The sequence below is a fragment of the Pseudomonas sp. AOB-7 genome, from assembly GCF_003696305.1.
Classification (GTDB): Bacteria; Pseudomonadota; Gammaproteobacteria; order Pseudomonadales; family Pseudomonadaceae; genus Aquipseudomonas.
This window is the reverse complement of the sequence record NZ_RFFK01000009.1, coordinates 1-17177: the sequence shown is the minus strand read 5'-3', so window position 1 is coordinate 17177 and position 17177 is coordinate 1. Positions and strand designations below refer to the sequence as shown.

At 67.8% G+C, this 17177-nt stretch carries 17 protein-coding genes; 12 read left to right on the top strand and 5 right to left on the bottom strand.

Annotated features, from left to right (window positions below):
• Positions 1-62 precede the first annotated feature (62 nt).
• The 10 genes from EA796_RS16595 (at position 63) to EA796_RS16550 (ending at position 8921) form a co-directional block, all read left to right on the top strand.
• Positions 63-1064, top strand: a complete 1002-nt coding sequence (locus EA796_RS16595; protein WP_122109404.1) for an extracellular solute-binding protein — start codon at positions 63-65, stop codon at positions 1062-1064.
• A 165-nt stretch (positions 1065-1229) separates the two neighbouring features.
• A complete protein-coding gene (locus EA796_RS16590) occupies positions 1230-2846 on the top strand; it encodes an iron ABC transporter permease (RefSeq protein ID WP_122109403.1) in 1617 nt (538 codons plus the stop codon).
• 311 nt (positions 2847-3157) lie between these two features.
• Positions 3158-4255, top strand: a complete 1098-nt coding sequence (gcvT, locus tag EA796_RS16585; RefSeq protein WP_122109402.1) for a glycine cleavage system aminomethyltransferase GcvT — start codon at positions 3158-3160, stop codon at positions 4253-4255.
• Positions 4256-4349: 94 nt separating this feature from the next.
• A complete protein-coding gene (gcvH, locus tag EA796_RS16580; protein ID WP_122109401.1) occupies positions 4350-4739 on the top strand; it encodes a glycine cleavage system protein GcvH in 390 nt (129 codons plus the stop codon).
• Between the two features lie 151 nt (positions 4740-4890).
• Complete coding sequence (locus tag EA796_RS16575; RefSeq protein ID WP_021445356.1) at positions 4891-5208, top strand: helix-turn-helix transcriptional regulator; 318 nt, start codon at positions 4891-4893, stop codon at positions 5206-5208.
• The gene (locus EA796_RS16570; RefSeq protein WP_122109400.1) at positions 5205-5639 is read left to right on the top strand and encodes a YeeE/YedE family protein; all 435 of its coding nucleotides are present in this window, start codon (positions 5205-5207) and stop codon (positions 5637-5639) included. Before EA796_RS16575 ends, EA796_RS16570 begins: the two co-directional genes overlap by 4 nt.
• Before the next feature lie 2 nt (positions 5640-5641).
• Positions 5642-6061 (top strand): DUF6691 family protein, encoded by a 420-nt coding sequence (locus EA796_RS16565; RefSeq protein WP_122109399.1) that lies wholly within the window; start codon positions 5642-5644, stop codon positions 6059-6061.
• 14 nt (positions 6062-6075) lie between these two features.
• Positions 6076-6267: a DUF2892 domain-containing protein gene (locus tag EA796_RS16560; RefSeq protein ID WP_021445179.1), complete on the top strand. Its 192-nt coding sequence runs from the start codon at positions 6076-6078 to the stop codon at positions 6265-6267.
• A 45-nt stretch (positions 6268-6312) separates the two neighbouring features.
• Positions 6313-7176, top strand: a complete 864-nt coding sequence (locus EA796_RS16555) for an MBL fold metallo-hydrolase (RefSeq protein WP_122109398.1) — start codon at positions 6313-6315, stop codon at positions 7174-7176.
• Positions 7173-8921: a SulP family inorganic anion transporter gene (locus tag EA796_RS16550; RefSeq protein WP_122109397.1), complete on the top strand. Its 1749-nt coding sequence runs from the start codon at positions 7173-7175 to the stop codon at positions 8919-8921. Before EA796_RS16555 ends, EA796_RS16550 begins: the two co-directional genes overlap by 4 nt.
• A gap of 19 nt (positions 8922-8940) precedes the next feature.
• Here the strand turns inward: EA796_RS16550 and aguA are convergent, their stop codons facing one another.
• The 5 genes from aguA to EA796_RS16525 form a co-directional block, all read right to left on the bottom strand.
• The gene (gene aguA / locus EA796_RS16545) at positions 8941-10047 is read right to left on the bottom strand and encodes an agmatine deiminase (protein ID WP_122109396.1); all 1107 of its coding nucleotides are present in this window, start codon (positions 10045-10047) and stop codon (positions 8941-8943) included.
• Between the two features lie 47 nt (positions 10048-10094).
• Complete coding sequence (aguB, locus tag EA796_RS16540) at positions 10095-10976, bottom strand: N-carbamoylputrescine amidase (protein WP_122109395.1); 882 nt, start codon at positions 10974-10976, stop codon at positions 10095-10097.
• 352 nt (positions 10977-11328) lie between these two features.
• Complete coding sequence (locus EA796_RS16535; RefSeq protein WP_122109394.1) at positions 11329-11970, bottom strand: TetR/AcrR family transcriptional regulator; 642 nt, start codon at positions 11968-11970, stop codon at positions 11329-11331.
• Between the two features lie 110 nt (positions 11971-12080).
• Positions 12081-13139, bottom strand: a complete 1059-nt coding sequence (locus EA796_RS16530) for an extracellular solute-binding protein (RefSeq protein WP_122109393.1) — start codon at positions 13137-13139, stop codon at positions 12081-12083.
• A 111-nt stretch (positions 13140-13250) separates the two neighbouring features.
• Positions 13251-14630 (bottom strand): glutamine synthetase family protein, encoded by a 1380-nt coding sequence (locus EA796_RS16525; RefSeq protein WP_031303124.1) that lies wholly within the window; start codon positions 14628-14630, stop codon positions 13251-13253.
• A 276-nt stretch (positions 14631-14906) separates the two neighbouring features.
• Here EA796_RS16525 and EA796_RS16520 point away from each other — a divergent pair, with 276 nt between their 5' ends.
• Positions 14907-15659, top strand: coding sequence for a gamma-glutamyl-gamma-aminobutyrate hydrolase family protein (locus EA796_RS16520; protein ID WP_122109392.1), 753 nt, complete (start codon positions 14907-14909; stop codon positions 15657-15659).
• Between the two features lie 41 nt (positions 15660-15700).
• Positions 15701-17059, top strand: coding sequence for a glutamine synthetase family protein (locus EA796_RS16515; RefSeq protein ID WP_021444035.1), 1359 nt, complete (start codon positions 15701-15703; stop codon positions 17057-17059).
• Positions 17060-17177: the final 118 nt, after the last annotated feature.

The window sequence follows — 17177 nt, the reverse complement described above, 5'->3', positions numbered from 1 at the left end:
GAGAAGGCAAATAACATTCACTACTATTCAGCCACTTTTTTCATCCACAAGAGGCTGGTCCCATGAAGGCTCGCAACGCGCTGCTCGCTGCATTCACCCTCGGCACCCTGGCAACCGCCGTCCAGGCCGCCGATGAGGTGGTGGTCTACTCCGCCCGTATCGACGAGCTGATCAAGCCGGTATTCGATCTCTACACCGAAAAGACCGGGGTCAAGGTGAAGTTCATCACCGACAAGGAAGCCCCGCTGATCGCCCGCCTCAAGGCCGAAGGCGCCAACACCCCGGCCGACCTGCTGATCACCGTCGACGCCGGCAACCTCTGGCAGGCCGAGCAGGAAGGCGTGCTGCAGCCGACCAAGTCGGACCTGATCGCCGCCAATATCCCCGCCCAGTACCGTTCCAGCAGCGACAGCTGGACCGGCCTGTCGCTGCGCGCGCGGACCATCTTCTACTCCACCGAGCGGGTCAAGCCGGAAGAGCTGTCCACCTACGAAGCCCTGGCCGACAAGAACTGGGAAGGCCGCCTGTGCCTGCGCACCAGCAAGAAGGTGTACAACCAGTCGCTGACCGCCACCCTGATCGAGACCCACGGCGCCGAGAAGACCGAGCAGATCGTCAAGGGCTGGGTGAACAACCTGGCCACCGACGTGTTCGCCGACGACACCGCGCTGCTGCAGGCCATCGACGCCGGCCAGTGCGACGTTGGCATCACCAACACCTACTACTACGGCCGTCTGCACAAGCAGCAGCCGGATCTGAAGGTCAAGCCGTTCTGGCCGAACCAGAACGACCGTGGCGTGCACGTCAACCTGGCCGGCGCCGGCGTGACCAAGCACGCGCCGCACCCGGAGCAGGCGCGCAAGCTGCTGGAGTGGATGACCACCCCGGAAGCGCAGAGCATCTTCGCCGGCGTCAACCAGGAATTCCCGGCCAACCCGGCAGTTGCGCCGTCCGAGGAAGTGGCCGCCTGGGGCAGCTTCAAGGCCGACTCCATCGCCACCGAAGTGGCCGGCAAGCGCCAGGCCGAAGCGACCATGCTGATGGATCGCGCCGGCTGGCAGTAAGAGGCAGCCGCAAGCTTCAAGTAAGAGGCTCCAGGATGGGTTGAGCGCAGCGATACCCATCGAGCTCTGGGTAGCGCCCGCGCTTGCAGCCTGAAGCTTGCAGCTGTTTTACTTCGACGCCCCGCCCAGCCGGGGCGTCGTCTTTTCCGCCGTCGAGGAATCCGCGTGCCGCATCCCGTCCAGCGTCGCTGGTACCCCATCGTCTTCGCCGTTGCCCTGCTGGTGCTGTTGCCGCTGTCGGTGCTGCTGCTCAGCTGGCACGAGGTGGACACGCAGATCTGGGCGCACCTGTGGCAGACGCAGATGGCGCGGCTGATCGGCAATACCCTGACCCTGGTACTCGGCGTCGGCATCGGCGTGACCCTGCTCGGCGTCAGCCTGGCCTGGCTCACCAGCCTCTGCGAGTTTCCCGGGCGGCGCTGGCTAGACTGGGCGCTGATGCTGCCCTTCGCCATTCCCGCCTATGTGCTGGCCTTCGTCTTCGTCGGCCTGCTGGATTTCGCCGGGCCGCTGCAGAGCCTGCTGCGCGAGTGGTTCGGCAGCGGCCTGCGCCTGCCGCGGGTGCGCTCCACCGGCGGGGTGATCATCGTCCTGGTGCTGGTGTTCTACCCCTACGTCTACCTGCTCGCCCGCGGCGCCTTCCTGGCCCAGGGCAAGGGCCTGATGGAGGCCGCGCGGGTGCTCGGGCAGAGTCCCTGGCAGGCCTTCTGGCGCGTCGCCCTGCCCATGGCGCGGCCGGCCATCGGCGCTGGCCTGGCCCTGGCGATCATGGAGACCCTGGCCGATTTCGGCGCGGTGTCGGTGTTCAACTTCGACACCTTCACCACCGCCATCTACAAGACCTGGTACAGCTTCTACAGCCTGACCAGCGCCACCCAGCTGGCCAGCCTGCTGCTGCTGGCCGTGGCCCTGGTGCTCTATGGCGAGCGCCGCGCCCGCGGTGCCGCGCGGCCGGCCAACGAACGCCCGCGCGGCCAGGCGCTGTACCAGCTGCACGGCTGGCAGGCGTTCGCCGCCAGCGCCTGGTGCGGCCTGGTGTTCGCCTGCGCCTTCGTCATTCCGCTGCTGCAGCTGCTGGTGTGGTTCTGGCAGCGCGGCCGCTTCGACCTCGACGAGCGCTACGCCGGGCTGATCCTGCACAGCCTCTACCTGGGCGGCATGGCGGCGCTGATCACGGTCGCGGTGGCCATGCTGCTGGCCTTCGCCCGGCGCCAGGCGCCGACCCGCGGGGTGCGCGTCGGCGTGGCCCTGGGCAATATCGGCTACGCCCTGCCGGGCTCGGTGCTGGCGGTGGCGATCATGCTGGCGTTCAGCTTCCTCGACCGCGAACTGGTGATTCCGCTGTCCGGCGCCCTGGGCGGCGCCGGCAAGCCGCTGTTGCTGGGCAGCCTGGCGGCGCTGCTGGTGGCCTACCTGATCCGCTTCATGGCGGTGGCCTTCGGCCCGCTGGAAACCAGCCTGGCGCGCATCCGCCCGTCGCTGCCGGAGGCCTCGCGCAGCCTCGGCGTCGGCGGCGTCGGCCTGTTCTTGCGGGTCTATCTGCCGCTGCTGCTGCCGGGCACCCTGTCCGCTGCGCTGCTGGTGTTCGTCGACGTGCTCAAGGAAATGCCGGCCACCCTGCTGATGCGCCCCTTCGGCTGGGACACCCTGTCGGTGCGGGTATTCGAGATGACCAGCGAAGGCGAATGGGCGCGCGCAGCGTTGCCGGCGCTGACCCTGATACTGGTCGGCCTGCTGCCGGTGATCCTGCTGATCCGCCGTTCGGCGCGGCGGATCGGCTAACCGAGGGCGACCTTCGGTCAGGATGACCCCTGCCGACCTTGCGGCTACAATGCGCGCCATTCGCGAGCCGGGTAACCCGGCAAGATTCGTCTAGAAGCGTAGCCGAGGCCGCCAGTGCAAGGCGCAACGACCAGCGGGAGTAACAGCCGTAAGGCTGGCCCGAAGGGCGAGCACCAGTGAGTAAAGCGGGAGAGAAAGCGGAATGTACTTTTGTACATGAGCATTTCGAACCTGCTTTCAACGCAGCAATGGCAACGCAGGTAGCTTCTAGGTGCTCTGAATCGCTTCGCCAAGCCCGGAAGGAGACACCCATGGGACAGCGTACCCCCCTCTATGACCTGCATCTGGCGCTAGGCGCCAAGATGGTCGATTTCGGCGGCTGGGACATGCCGCTGCACTACGGCTCGCAGGTGGAGGAGCATCATCAGGTGCGCCGCGAGTGCGGCGTGTTCGACGTCTCGCACATGTGCGTGGTGGACGTCGCCGGCAGCCAGGCGCAGGCCTATCTGCAGCGCCTGCTGGCCAACGACGTGGCGCGCCTGGAGGGCGCCGGCAAGGCGCTGTACAGCGCCATGCTCAACGAGCAGGGCGGGGTGATCGACGACCTGATCGTCTACCTCACCAGCTCTGCTTCCCAGGAGCAGGGCTATCGCCTGGTGGTCAACGCCGGCACCCGCGACAAGGACCTGGCCTGGATGCACGCCCAGGCCGGCGATTTCGCCGTCGAGCTGCGCGAGCGCCGCGACCTGGCCATGCTCGCCATCCAGGGCCCGCGCGCCCGCGCCCGCGTCGCCGAGCTGGTGACCCAGGCGCGCGCTGCGCTGATCCACGAACTCAAGCCGTTCCAGGGCCTGCCCGAGGGCGACTGGTTTATCGCCCGCACCGGCTACACCGGCGAGGACGGCCTGGAGATCATCCTGCCGGCCAGCGAAGTCGTCGCCTTCCTCAACGAACTGGTCGGCGCCGGCATCGCCCCCATCGGCCTCGGCGCGCGCGACACCCTGCGCCTGGAGGCGGGAATGAACCTCTACGGCCAGGACATGGACGAGAGCGTCTCGCCGCTGGCCGCCAACCTGGCCTGGACCATCGCCTGGGAGCCGGCCGCGCGCGACTTCATCGGCCGCGCCGCACTGGAGGCGCAGCGCGCCGCCGGTTGCCCGAGCAAGCTGGTCGGCCTGGTGCTGGAGGAGCGCGGTGTGCTGCGCGCGCATCAGGTGGTGCGCGTCGAGGGCATCGGCGACGGCGAGATCACCAGCGGCAGCTTCTCGCCGACGCTGAACAAGTCCATCGCCCTGGCCCGCGTGCCGGCGGCCACCGGCGAGCGCGCCGAAGTGGAAATCCGTGGTAAGTGGTACCCGGTGCGGGTGGTCAAGCCGAGCTTTGTACGTAACGGCAAAACCCTGATCTGATTCATCGGGCCACGGCGCCGGCTTTCGCTCCCGCCGCGGCCTGCTAAATTGTCCTGACGGCCCGCTTGCCGTCATCGCTTACGAGGAACGACACATGAGCAATATTCCCGCCGATCTGCGTTACGCCGCCAGCCACGAGTGGGCGCGCCTGGAGGCCGACGGCAGCGTGACCGTGGGCATTTCCGACCACGCCCAGGAAGCCCTCGGTGATGTGGTGTTCATCGAGCTGCCGGAGCTCGGCAAGCAGCTGGACGCCGGCCAGGAAGCCGGGGTGGTGGAGTCGGTCAAGGCCGCCTCCGACATCTACGCGCCGATCGGCGGCGAGGTGATCGCGATCAACGAGGCGCTGGCCGACAGCCCCGAGAGCGTCAACAGCGACCCCTACGGCAGCTGGTTCTTCAAGCTCAAGCCGAGCGATGCCGGCGAGCTGAACAAGCTGCTCGACGCCGCCGCCTACCAGGCCGCTGCCGACGCCGATTCCTGATCGGCGGCAACGCCCAGAGAACCCGCTTCGGCGGGTTTTTGCGTTTATGGCGGTACATCCAGGCTGCGTCTTGACCGTTGGTCGCCTTGGCTAACACTCTTCAAAAATACAATATATAAAAATACATATTGTATTTGTCTAAGGTGTAGCCATGACCGACGCCCTCGATATCCAGCAGCTGCGCGCCAATGCCGACGCCGCCGGCCAGCTGCTCAAGGCCCTGGCCAACCCGGACCGCCTGCTGCTGCTGTGCCAGCTGGCCCAGGGCGAGCGCAACGTCAGCGAGCTGGAGGCGCTGCTCGGCATCCAGCAGCCGACCCTGTCGCAGCAGCTGGCCGTGCTGCGCCGCGAAGGCCTAGTGGCAACCCGCCGCGACGGCAAGCAGATCCATTACCGCATCAGCAGCCCGGCGGCGCTGGCGGTGATCGAGACGCTGTACCGGCTGTTCTGCGAGGGCCAGGAGCAATGAGCATCGACTGGAACGCCTTCACACCCTGGAGCGCGCTGGCCGGCGGCGCGCTGATCGGCCTGGCGGCGGCCATCTTCGCCCTGGCCAACGGCCGCATCGCCGGCATCAGCGGCCTGCTCGGCAGCCTGCTGCAGCCGGGCGCGCAGGGCCGTGGCGAGGCGGCGCTGTTTCTCCTCGGGCTGCTGGTCGCGCCCGTGCTGTGGGGCCTGTTCGCCGCCCTGCCGGCGATCGAGTTCGACAGCGGCGCCCTCGGGCTGATCGGCGCCGGCCTGCTGGTGGGGATTGGCACCCGCTACGCCAGCGGTTGCACCAGCGGCCATGGCGTATGCGGGATTGCCCGCCTGTCGCCGCGCTCGCTGGTGGCGACCCTGTGCTTCATGGCCGCGGGTTTCGCCACGGTGTTTGTCCTGCGTCATCTGTTGGGGGGCTGAACATGGCCAGACTCAGTGCATTCGCCTGCGGCCTGCTGTTCGGCCTGGGGTTGTTGCTGGCCGGCATGGCCAACCCGGCCAAGGTGCTGGCCTTCCTCGACCTGGCCGGCGCCTGGGACCCCTCGCTGGCGCTGGTGATGGCCGGCGCCATCGCCGTCGCGGCCCTGCCCCTGCACCTGGCGGGCAGGCGTTCCCGCGCGCTGCTGGGCGGCGCCATGCAATTGCCGAGGCGGCGCGAGCTGGATGTCCGGTTGGTCGGCGGCAGCCTGCTGTTCGGCCTCGGCTGGGGCATCGCCGGCATTTGCCCGGGGCCGGCCGTGGCCATCCTGCTCAGCGGGCACTGGCAGGCACCGCTGTTCGTCGCCGCGCTGCTCGCCGGGATGCTGATCTTTGCCGCGCTGGAGGGCCGGCGCGGCCACTGACCGAGGAGGTCATCATGCAACGCAACGTAGGGAACCTCGACCGCAGCCTACGCATCGCCGCCGGGCTGATCCTGATCGGCCTCAGCCTGTCCGGCGTGATCGGCCTGTGGGGCTGGATCGGCCTGCTGCCGCTGGCCAGCGGAATCTTCCGCTTCTGTCCGGCCTATCCGCTGTTAGGCGTCAATACTTGTAAATCCAAATCCTGAATCGCAGGGGGCGGGCGACTCGCCGTCGTCCGCCCGGGAGCCGGCATGTCGCCCGTCATCACCCCCTTCTTCGATCCCGCCACCTTCACCTACAGCTACGTGGTCGCCGACCCGTCCAGCCGCCGCTGCGCCATCGTCGATTCGGTGCTGGACTACGACCCGGCCGCCGGGCGTACCTCGCATGCCGGCGCCGCCCGCATCGTCGCCCATGTGCGCGAGCAGGGCCTGACGGTGGACTGGCTGCTGGAAACCCATGTGCACGCCGACCATCTGTCGGCCGCGCCCTACCTGCAGCGCGAGCTGGGCGGCCGGCTGGCCATCGGCGAGCGCATCACCCAGGTGCAGAGCACCTTCGGCCAGCTGTTCAACGCCGGCCGCGAATTCGCCACCGACGGTTCCCAGTTCGACCGCCTGCTGCGCGACGGCGAGCGCTTCCAGATCGGCGCCATCGAGGCCTTCGCCCTGCACACCCCGGGGCACACGCCGGCCTGCATGAGCTACGTGATCGGCGACGCCGTCTTCGTCGGCGACACCCTGTTCATGCCGGACTACGGCACGGCGCGCTGCGATTTTCCCGGCGGCGATGCACGCACCCTGTACCGTTCGATCCGCCGCCTGTTCGAACTGCCGGACGCCACCCGCCTGTTTCTCTGCCACGACTACAAGGCGCCGGGGCGCGCCGATTTCTGCTGCGAGACCACGGTGGCCGAGCAGCGCGCGCACAACCTGCACGTGCACGAGGGCATCGGCGAGGACGCCTTCGTCGCCATGCGCCAGGCGCGCGATGCCACGCTGGAGGTGCCGACCCTGATGCTGCCGGCGGTGCAGGTCAATATGCGCGCCGGGCAGCTGCCGCCGGCCGAGGACAACGGCGTGCGCTACCTGAAGATTCCCCTGGACCGCCTATGAAAGCCTCGTCGCTGCGCCGTTGGCTGCCCTGGCTGGAGTGGGGCCGGCACTACGATCGGCAGACCGCGGCCGGCGATGCCCTGGCGGCGCTGATCGTCACCCTGCTGCTGATCCCGCAGAGCCTGGCCTACGCCATGCTCGCCGGCCTGCCACCGGCTGCCGGGCTCTACGCCAGCATGCTGCCGTTGCTGGCCTATGCCCTGTTCGGCAGCAGCCGCACCCTGGCCGTGGGCCCGGTGGCGGTGGTCTCGCTGATGACCGCGGCGGCCCTGCAGCCGCTGTTTCCCGCCGGCAGCGCCGAGTACGCCGGCGCCGCCCTGCTGCTGGCGCTGCTGTCCGGCGGGCTGCTCTGTGGCATGGCGCTGCTGCGCCTGGGCTTTATCGCCAACTTTCTCAGCCATCCGGTGATCTCCGGCTTTATCAGCGGCGCCGCCCTGCTGATCGTCCTCGGCCAGCTGGCGCCGCTGCTCGGCATCGCCGCCGCCGGCGCGACCCTGGGCCAACTGCTGCCGGCGCTGGCGCGGGGCCTGCCGGTCAGTCACGGGCCGACCCTGCTGCTCGGCGTCGGCTGCCTGGTGCTGCTGTTCTGGGCGCGGCGCGGCTTGCCGCCGCTGTTGCAACGCTGCGGCCTGGACCAGGCCTGGGCCGGCAACCTGAGCCGGGCGGCGCCGGTGCTGGCGATGATCCTGGCCACCGGCGCGGTCTGGCTGTGGCAACTGGATGAGCGCGGCGTGCGGGTGGTCGGCAGCATCGCCGCCGGCCTGCCGGCACCGAGCCTGCCGTCGCTGGATCTCGAGCTGGCGCGGCAGCTGCTGCCGGCGGCGCTGCTGATCAGCCTGGTGGGCTTCGTCGAGTCGATGGCGGTGGCGCAGACCCTGGCGGCCAGGCGGCGCCAGCGTATCGAGCCGGACAGCGAGCTGCTCGGCCTCGGCGCGGCCAACCTGGCGGCGGCCTTCAGCGGCGGCCTGCCGGTGACCGGCGGCATCGCCCGTTCCCAGGTCAACTTCGAGGCCGGCGCGCGGACGCCCATGGCCGGGGTGTTCAGCGCCGTCGGCATCGCCCTCGGCGCGCTGCTGCTGGCGCCGCTGCTGCAGCGGCTGCCGCAGGCGGCGCTGGCGGCGATCATCGTCGTCGCGGTGTGGGGGCTGATCGACCTGCGCGGGCTGGCGCGCACCTGGCGCTATTCGCGGCAGGACGGCGCGGCGCAGGCGGCGACCCTGGCCGCGGTGCTGCTGCTCGGCGTCGAGACCGGCATCGTCCTCGGCGTCGGCCTGTCGCTGCTGCTGTTTCTCTGGCGCACCAGCCGCCCGCATATCGCGGTGGTCGGCCAGGTGCCGGGCAGCGAGCACTTTCGCAACGTCGAGCGCTTCCAGGTGATCGAGAGCCCCAGCGTGCTGTCGCTGCGGGTCGACGAGAGCCTGTATTTTCCCAATGCGCGTTATCTCGAGGACCGCGTCGCCGCGCTGGTCGCCGCGCGGCCGCAGGTGCGTCACCTGGTGCTGATGTGCCCGGGGATCAACCTGATCGACGCCAGCGCCCTGGAGTCGCTGGAGGCCATCGCCGAGCGCCTGCGCGCCGCCGGGGTGCAGCTGCACCTGTCGGAGGTCAAGGGGCCGGTGATGGACCAGCTCGGCCGCTCGGACTTTCTCCAGCGTTTCGGCGGCCAGGTGTTCGTCAGCCACTACCAGGCGCTGCGCCAGCTGGATCCGCTGAGTACCAGGCGGGCGTTGCAGGCGGGCCGCTGAGCGCGGCCCGCCCGACGCTTCAGCGCCCTTGCGGCGCCGGCTGCTGCTGAGTGATGCAGTGGATATTGCCGCCGCCGAGGAGGATCTCGCGGCCGGGCACCATCACCACGCGGTGCGCGGGGAAGACCTGCTCGAGGATGGCGCGGGCCTCGGCGTCCTTGGCGTCGTCGAAGCTCGGCGCGACGATGCCGCCGTTGACGATGAGGAAGTTGACGTAGGAGCCGGCCAGGCGGATCGACGGATCGCGTGCCTGGCTGCCTTCGGCGGCGTCGACGCCGGCGCACTCTTCCTCAGTGGCGTGGATCGGCCCGGGGATCGGCATCTTGTGCACGATCAGCTGGCGACCCTTGGCGTCGCGCGCGCTTTCCAGCACGCGCATGGCGGCCTGGCAGCGCGGGTAGTTGGGATCGTTCTGATCCTCGGTCCAGGCCAGCAGCACCTCGCCGGGGCGCACGTAGCAGCAGAAGTTGTCGACGTGGCCGTCGGTCTCGTCGTTGTACAGGCCGTCCGGCAGCCAGATCACCGTATCGATGGCCAGCTGCTCCGCTAGCTGCGCCTCGATCTGTTCGCGGGAGAGGTGCGGGTTGCGGTTCTGGTTGAGCAGGCATTCCTCTGTGGTGATCAGGGTGCCTTCGCCGTCGACGTGGATCGAGCCGCCCTCGAGCACGAAACCCTCGGTGCGATAGCGCTTGCAGCCTTCGATCTCGAGGATCTTGCGCGCCACCTGGTCGTCGCGCTGCCAGGGCCAGTACAGGCCGCCGTCGAAGCCGCCCCAGGCGTTGAAGGTCCAGTCCACGCCGCGCACTTCGCCGCTGGCGTTGGTGACGAAGGTCGGCCCGGTGTCGCGCACCCAGGCGTCGTCGGTGGTGATTTCCACCAGGCGGATGCGCGCGTGATCCAGGCGCGCGCGGGCGTTCTCGTACTGCGCGGCGGACACGCAGACGGTCACCGGTTCGAACTCGGCGATGGCGCGGGCCACCGCGGCGAAGGCGGCCTGCGCCGGCTTGCCGCCGAGGCGCCAGTTGTCCGGGCGTTCGGGCCAGACCATCCAGGTCTGGCTGTGGGGTTCCCATTCCGCCGGCATGCGGAAACCGTCGGCGCGAGGAGTGCTGTTCAGGGTGGTCATGGTTCGATCCGTAGGGTGCGTCGTGCGCACCGGCGAAGGTATGGGGGTTACTCGGAGAGGCTCTCGCCGTCGAGGGTCGCCAGCGGCCAGTATAGGTTCGGCCGGCGGTCGCGGAATATGCCCCAGGCGCTGCGCACCTTCTCCAGCTCGGTCAGATCGAAGCTGTGCACCAGCACGCCTTCCTCGCTCTGATCCAGCTCCTCGACCTTCTCGCCGAACTGGTTGGCGATAAAGGAGCTGCCGTAGAAGCTGATGGCATAGCCGTCCTGCTCCTCGCGGCCGATGCGGTTGCTGGCCACCAGCGGCATCAGGTTGGCGCCGGCGTGGCCCTGCTGCACGCGCTGCCAGTGCTCGCGCGAGTTGATGGCGGGATCGTGCGGCTCGCTGCCGATGGCGGTGGGGTAGAACAGGATCTCCGCGCCCAGCAGCGCCATGCTGCGCGCGCATTCGGGGAACCACTGGTCCCAGCAGATGCCGACGCCGATCCTGGCGTAGGCGGTGTCCCACACCTTGAAGCCGCTATCGCCCGGGTTGAAGTAGTACTTCTCGTGGTAGCCGGGGCCGTCCGGGATATGGCTTTTCCGATAAATCCCGAGGTTGCTGCCGTCGGCGTCGATGATCGCGATGCTGTTGAAGCGGGCGCGGCCGGCGCGCTCGAAGAAGCTGATCGGCAGCACCACTCGCAGTTCGGCGGCGACCTTCTGGAAGTGCAGGATCGCCGGGTTTTCCTCTGCCGGGGTGGCCAGCTGGGTGTAGTCGGCATTGGGCTTCTGGCAGAAGTAGGGGGTCTCGAACAGCTCCTGGATCAGGATGATCTGCGCACCCCGGGCGGCGGCCTGGCGCACCAGCTTCTCGGCGTTGGCGATATTGCCGGCGACATCCCAGGAACAGGCCATCTGGGTCGCGGCGACGGTGACGATACGGGACATACAGCACCTCTTGGACTTGTGGGCAGGCGGCTCCGGGCTAGCGGAGGCCTGCTCGGGAAGCCATGGCAGAACATCGATCATGGCGAGATGCTCGATTTATATCCGATAAAAATCGAATTTAGAAGATTGATAAGGCAGGAAAGGCAAAATATTTCGGATTTTTATCGGATTAGTATCCGTCAATCTGGTTCCTGGCCGAGCCCGCTTGGGGAGACGCGGAGTAATCCGCGAACAGGGCCGCGCGCCGGGCCAAGGTCGTGCGTGAACAAATGCGCCCCTGCAGGGCTATGGCGCGCCGTGCGCAGCAGGTCAATTGTCAGCGGTGGCGCGGCCTAGGCGGCCCCGCGACACCCTAGGTAAGCGGCGCGGGGCGTTTCGGCAGGGCGGCGGGCAGGTAGAGGCCGAGGTAGGCGTCGAACACGCGCATGCCTTCCTCGGCCAGGCGCGGGGTGATGGCGCCGTGCAGCTGCACCGAGCGGGCGTAGACGCGGTCGCCCAGCTCCATGGCCAGGGCGAACACCTCGATATCGCTCGGCAGTTGCGGCAGGGGGAAGTGGCGCTCGAACAGCGCCTGCATCAGTCGCCCCAGTTCCACGTCGTGCTGGCGGTCGGCCTGGGTCACCTCGGCCAGGCCGTGCTGGGCGAGGATCAGCTGACGCGCAGCGGCGTCGGCGGCGTAGATCGCCAGCATGCGCTGCTCGACGAGGCGCGACAGGTCGTGCCAGCTGCGCAGCGCGGCGTGTTCCACCGGCTGCTGCAGGCAGGCGCGGAAGGCGGCGTGGACGTCGGCGGTGAGGCCTTCGAGCAGCGCCGGCACGCTGGCGAAGAAGTGGTAGACCGAGGACGGCGGAATCGCCGCACGCTCGGCCACGGCATAGATCGACAGGTTGGCCACGCCCTGTTCGGCCAGCAGCGCGCGTGCGGCCTGGAGGATCACGGCGATCCGCGCCTGGCTGCTGGCGCGCGGTTTGCGGGGGCTGGCGGGGCGCGACATGGCGAACTCCTGGGGCAAGGAGGCGCTATTGGATGCCAGGCGGCGCTGCCGAGGCAAGTCGTTCGCCACCGCAATGCGCCTTGGCCGCGCCTGGCTTCAGCGCCAGCCCTTCAGCCGCCGGCGCGAAAGCGCTGCCAGACCCGGTCGCGCACTTCGGCGTGTTTCTCCGGCAGCACCTCCAGGGCGTGCAGGCGGCGCTTGGTGTCCTGGTCCGGATAGAGCCCGGGCTGGTTGAGCAGGGCGGCGTCGAGGAACTGCGCGGAATCGGCGTTGCCGTTGGGGTAGAGGGTCTCGGCGGTGATCAGCGCGGCCACCTGCGGCTGCATCAGGTAGTCGATGAAACGATGGGCCAGGTCGGCGCGCCGCGCGCTGGCAGGGATCACCAGGTTGTCGATAAACAGCACCGAGCCTTCCTCTGGCACCAGGAAGCGCACCGGCTGGCCGGCGTCGGCGGCGGCCAGGGCGTCGCCGACCCAGGCCATGGCCAGGCACAGGCGGCCGTGGCTGAGGTCGTCGATATAGCGTTCGCTGTCAACGTAGCGCAGGTGCGGGCGCAGACCGTCGAGCAGGTTGCCGGCGCGCTCGATGCGGCTCGGCGCGCTGCGCGCCAGGCTGCGGCCCTGGTAGTTGAGCAGCAGCGCCAGGGTCTCGTCCGGGGCGTCCAGCACGCTGACGCCGCAGCTGGCCAGGCGCGCGCTCTGCGCGGGGTCGAACAGCAGGCTCCAGCTGTCCGGCAGCGGCCCGCCGTAGGCGGCCTCGGCCTGCGGCACGTTGATCGCCAGGCCCACCGCGCCCCACAGGTAGGGCACGGCGTGGCGGTTCTGCGGGTCGACCGCGGCCAGCTTGCTCAGCAGCTGCTTGTCCAGGTGTCTGCGGTTGGGCAGCAGGCGCAGGTCCAGCGGCTGGATGCCGCCGGCGGCAATCAGCGCCGGCAGGTCGTTGTGCGAGGGCACCGCGACGTCGATGGACTCGCCGCTGGCCAGGGCGTTGGCCAGTTCCTCGGCGCTGCTGAAGGTGCGGTACTCCACGGCGATGCCGGTGTCACGGGTGAAACTCTCCAGCACCTGCGGGGCGATGTAGTCGTTCCAGTTGTAGACGCGGATGCTGTCGGCGGCGGCCGTCAGTCCGGGAGCCAGGGCCAGCAGTAGCGGAGCGAGAACGCGAAACATGACGACCTCCTCGAGGCATGGCTTCGCCGCTGCGCATGGCGCGGGCGGTTCGGCAGAGCGTGGGTGGCAGACAAAACAACGCCGGCACTAGGGCCGGCGTCGGGCATTGCATCAGACGGTATGCAGGTACCAGTTGTACTCGAGGTCGGAGATGGTGGTCTCGAACTCCTGCAGCTCGGCTTCCTTGCAGGCGACGAAGATGTCGATGTAGTCCGGGCTGATGTACTTGTTCAGCACCTCGCTGTCGTCCAGCTCGCGCAGCGCGTCGCGCAGGTTGTTCGGCAGGCTCTGCTCGAGCTGCTCGTAGGAGTTGCCTTCGATCGGCTCGCCCGGGTCGATCTGGTTGGTCAGGCCGTGGTGGATGCCGGCGAGGATCGAGGCCAGCATCAGGTAGGGGTTGGCGTCGGCGCCGGCCACCCGGTGTTCGATGCGCACGGCGTCGGCGCTGCCGGTGGGCACGCGCACGGCCACGGTGCGGTTGTCCAGCGCCCAGCTCGGCGCGTTGGGCACGTAGAACTGCGCGCCGAAGCGGCGGTAGGAGTTCACGTTGGGGCAGAGGAAGGCCATGCTCGCGGCCATGGTGTCGAGAATGCCGCCGATGGCGTGGCGCAGCGGCTGGTTCTGCAGCGGGTCGTCGGCGGCGAAGATGTTCTTGCCGGTCTTCTTGTCCAGCAGCGAGATGTGTACGTGCAGGCCGTTGCCGGCCTGGCCCGGGTAGGGCTTGGCCATAAAGGTGCTGTCCATCTCGTGGTCGTAGGCGATGTTCTTGATCAGGCGCTTGAGCAGCAGCGCGTAGTCGCAGGCCTTGATGGCGTCCTCGACGTGGTGCAGGTTGACCTCGAACTGCGCCGGGGCGCTTTCCTTGACGATGGCGTCGGCCGGGATGCCCTGCTCCTTGGCGGCTTCGAGCATGTCCTGCAGGCAGTCGACGTATTCGTCGAGGTCGTCGATCAGGTACACCTGGGTCGAATGCGGGCGCTTGCCGGAGATCGGCGAGCGCGGCGGCTGCGGCCGGCCGTTCACGTTCTCCTGGTCGATCAGGTAGAACTCCAGCTCGAAGGCGGCGCAGATCTTCAGGCCCATGTCGTCGAACTTCTGCACCACCTGGCGCAGCACTTCGCGCGGGTCGGCGAAGAAGGGGGTGCCATCCAGTTCGTGCATGGTCATCAGCAGCTGCGCGGTGGGGCGCTTCTGCCAGGGTTCGTTGCACAGGGTATTGGGGATGGGGAAGCAGATGCGGTCGGCATCGCCGATGTCCAGGCCCAGGCCGGTGCTTTCCACGGTGGCGCCATTGATGTCGAGGGCGAACAGCGACGCCGGCAGGTTGATGCCTTTCTCGTACACCTTGTGCAGGGCGTTACGGTCGATGCGCTTGCCGCGCACCACGCCGTTCATATCTGCAATAAGAAGGTCGACGAACAGGACCTCAGGATGTTCCTTAAGGAACGCGTTCGCTTCGTTAAGCTGAACGGCACGCGGGGGTACCGACATGATGCAACACCTTTATTGTTAAAAATATCAATCATGCAACTGCATGGGTGTGAGTCAATCGGAAACACCCATGGCTGTCAAGAGAGCCCTATGATGCCCTAAAAGAGGGCTGCACGGCCAGTTTTGGGGCGTTTCAGGGCATTGCTCCTGGCTGAAACGCCTGGCCGGCCGGGGTGCTCAGTCGGGTGTGTTCAATTTTTTACAGGGCTATTGTGTAAAAAAATGAACAAGGCTAAGCTCGGCTCAAACCCATAACAGCAATAAAACGGGTGTCTCATGTCTCGCCTGCCGATAGTCGGCGTCAGTGCCTGCACCAAGCAGATCGGTCACAACCTCTATCACACTGCTGGCGACAAGTATTTGCGCGCGGTAGTGGTCGGCGCCGGTGGCATGCCGCTGATCGTGCCGGCACTCGGCGAGCTGCTGGCGCTGCCGCAGCTGCTCGAACAGCTCGACGGCCTGCTGTTCACCGGCTCGCCGTCCAACGTCGAACCTCATCATTACGCTGGCGCCGCCAGCGCACCCGGTACCTTGCACGATAGCGCACGCGATGCCACCACGCTGCCGCTGATCCGCGCGGCGCTCGACGCCGGCGTGCCGCTGCTGGGCATCTGCCGCGGCTTCCAGGAAATCAACGTGGCCTTCGGCGGCACCTTGCACCAGCGCGTGCACGAGATCCCAGGGCTGCTGGATCACCGCGAGCCGAAGGAGCAGCCGGTCGAGGTGCAGTACGGCCCGCGCCATGCACTGCAGGTGCAGCCCGGCGGGCTGCTCGACGGCATCGGCTTGCCGCGCGAGTTCCAGATCAATTCCATTCATGGCCAGGGCGTTGCACGTCTGGCGCCGGGCCTTCGCGTAGAAGCTCTGGCGCCCGACGGGTTGGTCGAAGCTTTTTCCGTCGAAGGTGCAAAAAGCTTCGCGCTGGGGGTGCAATGGCACCCCGAGTGGCAGGTAGCATCCAATCCGAATTATCTCGCCATCTTCCAGGCCTTTGGTGAGGCTTGCAGGGAGAGGGCGGGGCAACGCTGAACCGACTATACCTAGTCGGATTCTCCAACCCTGAGGTCTCTATGAGTACCAAGCTAGACCAGCTCACGAGCTGGCTGAAAGAACGCAAAATCACCGAAGTCGAATGCCTGGTCAGCGACCTGACCGGCATTGCCCGCGGCAAGATCTCGCCGACCAACAAGTTCCTCGACGAGAAGGGCATGCGCCTCCCCGAGAGCGTGCTGCTGCAGACCGTGACCGGCGACTACGTCGAGGACGACATCTATTACGAGCTGCTCGACGAGGCGGACATCGATATGTTCTGCCGCCCCGACGAGAACGCCGTGTTCCTCGTGCCCTGGGCCATCGAGCCGACCGCGATGGTGATCCACGACACCTTCGACAAGCAGGGCAACCCGATCGAGCTGTCGCCGCGCAACATCCTCAAGAACGTGCTCAAGCTCTACGCCGACAAGGGCTGGCGGCCGATCGTCGCGCCGGAGATGGAGTTCTACCTGACCAAGCGCAACAGCGACCCGGACTTCCCGCTGGTGGCGCCGATGGGCCGCTCCGGGCGCCCGGAAGTGGGCCGGCAGTCGTTCTCCATCGACGCCGCCAACGAATTCGATCCGCTGTTCGAGGACGTCTACGACTGGTGCGAGCTGCAGGATCTGGACCTCGACACGCTGATCCACGAAGACGGCCCGGCGCAGATGGAAATCAACTTCCGTCACGGCGAGGCCCTGCACCTGGCCGACCAGATCACCGTGTTCAAGCGCACCATGCGCGAGGCCGCGCTCAAGCACGACGTGGCGGCGACCTTCATGGCCAAGCCGATCACCGACCAGCCGGGCAGCGCCATGCACATCCACCAGAGCGTGGTGGACATCAAGACCGGCAAGAACATCTTCTCCAACGACGACGGCACCATGAGCGAGCTGTTCATGCATCACATCGGCGGCCTGCAGAAGTACATCCCCGAGGTGCTGCCGCTGTTCGCGCCGAACGTCAACTCGTTCCGCCGCTTCCTGCCCGACACCTCGGCGCCGGTGAACGTTGAGTGGGGCGAGGAGAACCGCACCGTGGGCCTGCGCGTGCCGGAAGCCGGGCCGCAGAACCGCCGGGTGGAGAACCGCCTGGCCGGCGCCGACGCCAACCCCTACCTGGTGCTGGCCGCCTCCCTGCTGTGCGGCTACATCGGCATGGTCGAGGGCATCAAGCCCAGCGCGCCGGTCAAGGGCCGCGGCTACGAGCGGCGCAACCTGCGTCTGCCGTTGACCATCGAGGCGGCGCTGGAGCGCATGGAGGCGTGCAAGGCCGCCGAGAAGTACCTGGGCGAGAAGTTCATGCGCGGCTATGTCGCGGTGAAACGCGCCGAGCACGAGAACTTCAAGCGCGTGATCAGCTCCTGGGAGCGCGAGTTCCTGCTGCTGTCGGTGTGACCGGGGCGGGCGCGGCTGGCCGCGCCCGTTGCCATCGATTTCATCGGGCCGCCGCCGGCGACCCGCGTAATAAAAGGTGTTGTCATGACCAACCCGAAAACCGCCCAGTGGCAGGCCA

What these genes read in the sequence shown, in the direction of transcription:
- EA796_RS16570 (WP_122109400.1), top strand. Translation starts at nt 5,205, where the DNA reads ATGAGCATCGACTGGAACGCCTTCACACCCTGGAGCGCGCTGGCCGGC.
- EA796_RS16515 (WP_021444035.1), top strand. Translation starts at nt 15,701, where the DNA reads ATGAGTACCAAGCTAGACCAGCTCACGAGCTGGCTGAAAGAACGCAAA.
- EA796_RS16525 (WP_031303124.1), bottom strand. Translation starts at nt 14,630, where the DNA reads ATGTCGGTACCCCCGCGTGCCGTTCAGCTTAACGAAGCGAACGCGTTC.
- EA796_RS16575 (WP_021445356.1), top strand. Translation starts at nt 4,891, where the DNA reads ATGACCGACGCCCTCGATATCCAGCAGCTGCGCGCCAATGCCGACGCC.
- EA796_RS16565 (WP_122109399.1), top strand. Translation starts at nt 5,642, where the DNA reads ATGGCCAGACTCAGTGCATTCGCCTGCGGCCTGCTGTTCGGCCTGGGG.
- EA796_RS16535 (WP_122109394.1), bottom strand. Translation starts at nt 11,970, where the DNA reads ATGTCGCGCCCCGCCAGCCCCCGCAAACCGCGCGCCAGCAGCCAGGCG.
- aguB (WP_122109395.1), bottom strand. Translation starts at nt 10,976, where the DNA reads ATGTCCCGTATCGTCACCGTCGCCGCGACCCAGATGGCCTGTTCCTGG.
- EA796_RS16560 (WP_021445179.1), top strand. Translation starts at nt 6,076, where the DNA reads ATGCAACGCAACGTAGGGAACCTCGACCGCAGCCTACGCATCGCCGCC.
- EA796_RS16595 (WP_122109404.1), top strand. Translation starts at nt 63, where the DNA reads ATGAAGGCTCGCAACGCGCTGCTCGCTGCATTCACCCTCGGCACCCTG.
- aguA (WP_122109396.1), bottom strand. Translation starts at nt 10,047, where the DNA reads ATGACCACCCTGAACAGCACTCCTCGCGCCGACGGTTTCCGCATGCCG.
- EA796_RS16550 (WP_122109397.1), top strand. Translation starts at nt 7,173, where the DNA reads ATGAAAGCCTCGTCGCTGCGCCGTTGGCTGCCCTGGCTGGAGTGGGGC.
- EA796_RS16520 (WP_122109392.1), top strand. Translation starts at nt 14,907, where the DNA reads ATGTCTCGCCTGCCGATAGTCGGCGTCAGTGCCTGCACCAAGCAGATC.
- gcvT (WP_122109402.1), top strand. Translation starts at nt 3,158, where the DNA reads ATGGGACAGCGTACCCCCCTCTATGACCTGCATCTGGCGCTAGGCGCC.
- EA796_RS16555 (WP_122109398.1), top strand. Translation starts at nt 6,313, where the DNA reads ATGTCGCCCGTCATCACCCCCTTCTTCGATCCCGCCACCTTCACCTAC.
- gcvH (WP_122109401.1), top strand. Translation starts at nt 4,350, where the DNA reads ATGAGCAATATTCCCGCCGATCTGCGTTACGCCGCCAGCCACGAGTGG.
- EA796_RS16530 (WP_122109393.1), bottom strand. Translation starts at nt 13,139, where the DNA reads ATGTTTCGCGTTCTCGCTCCGCTACTGCTGGCCCTGGCTCCCGGACTG.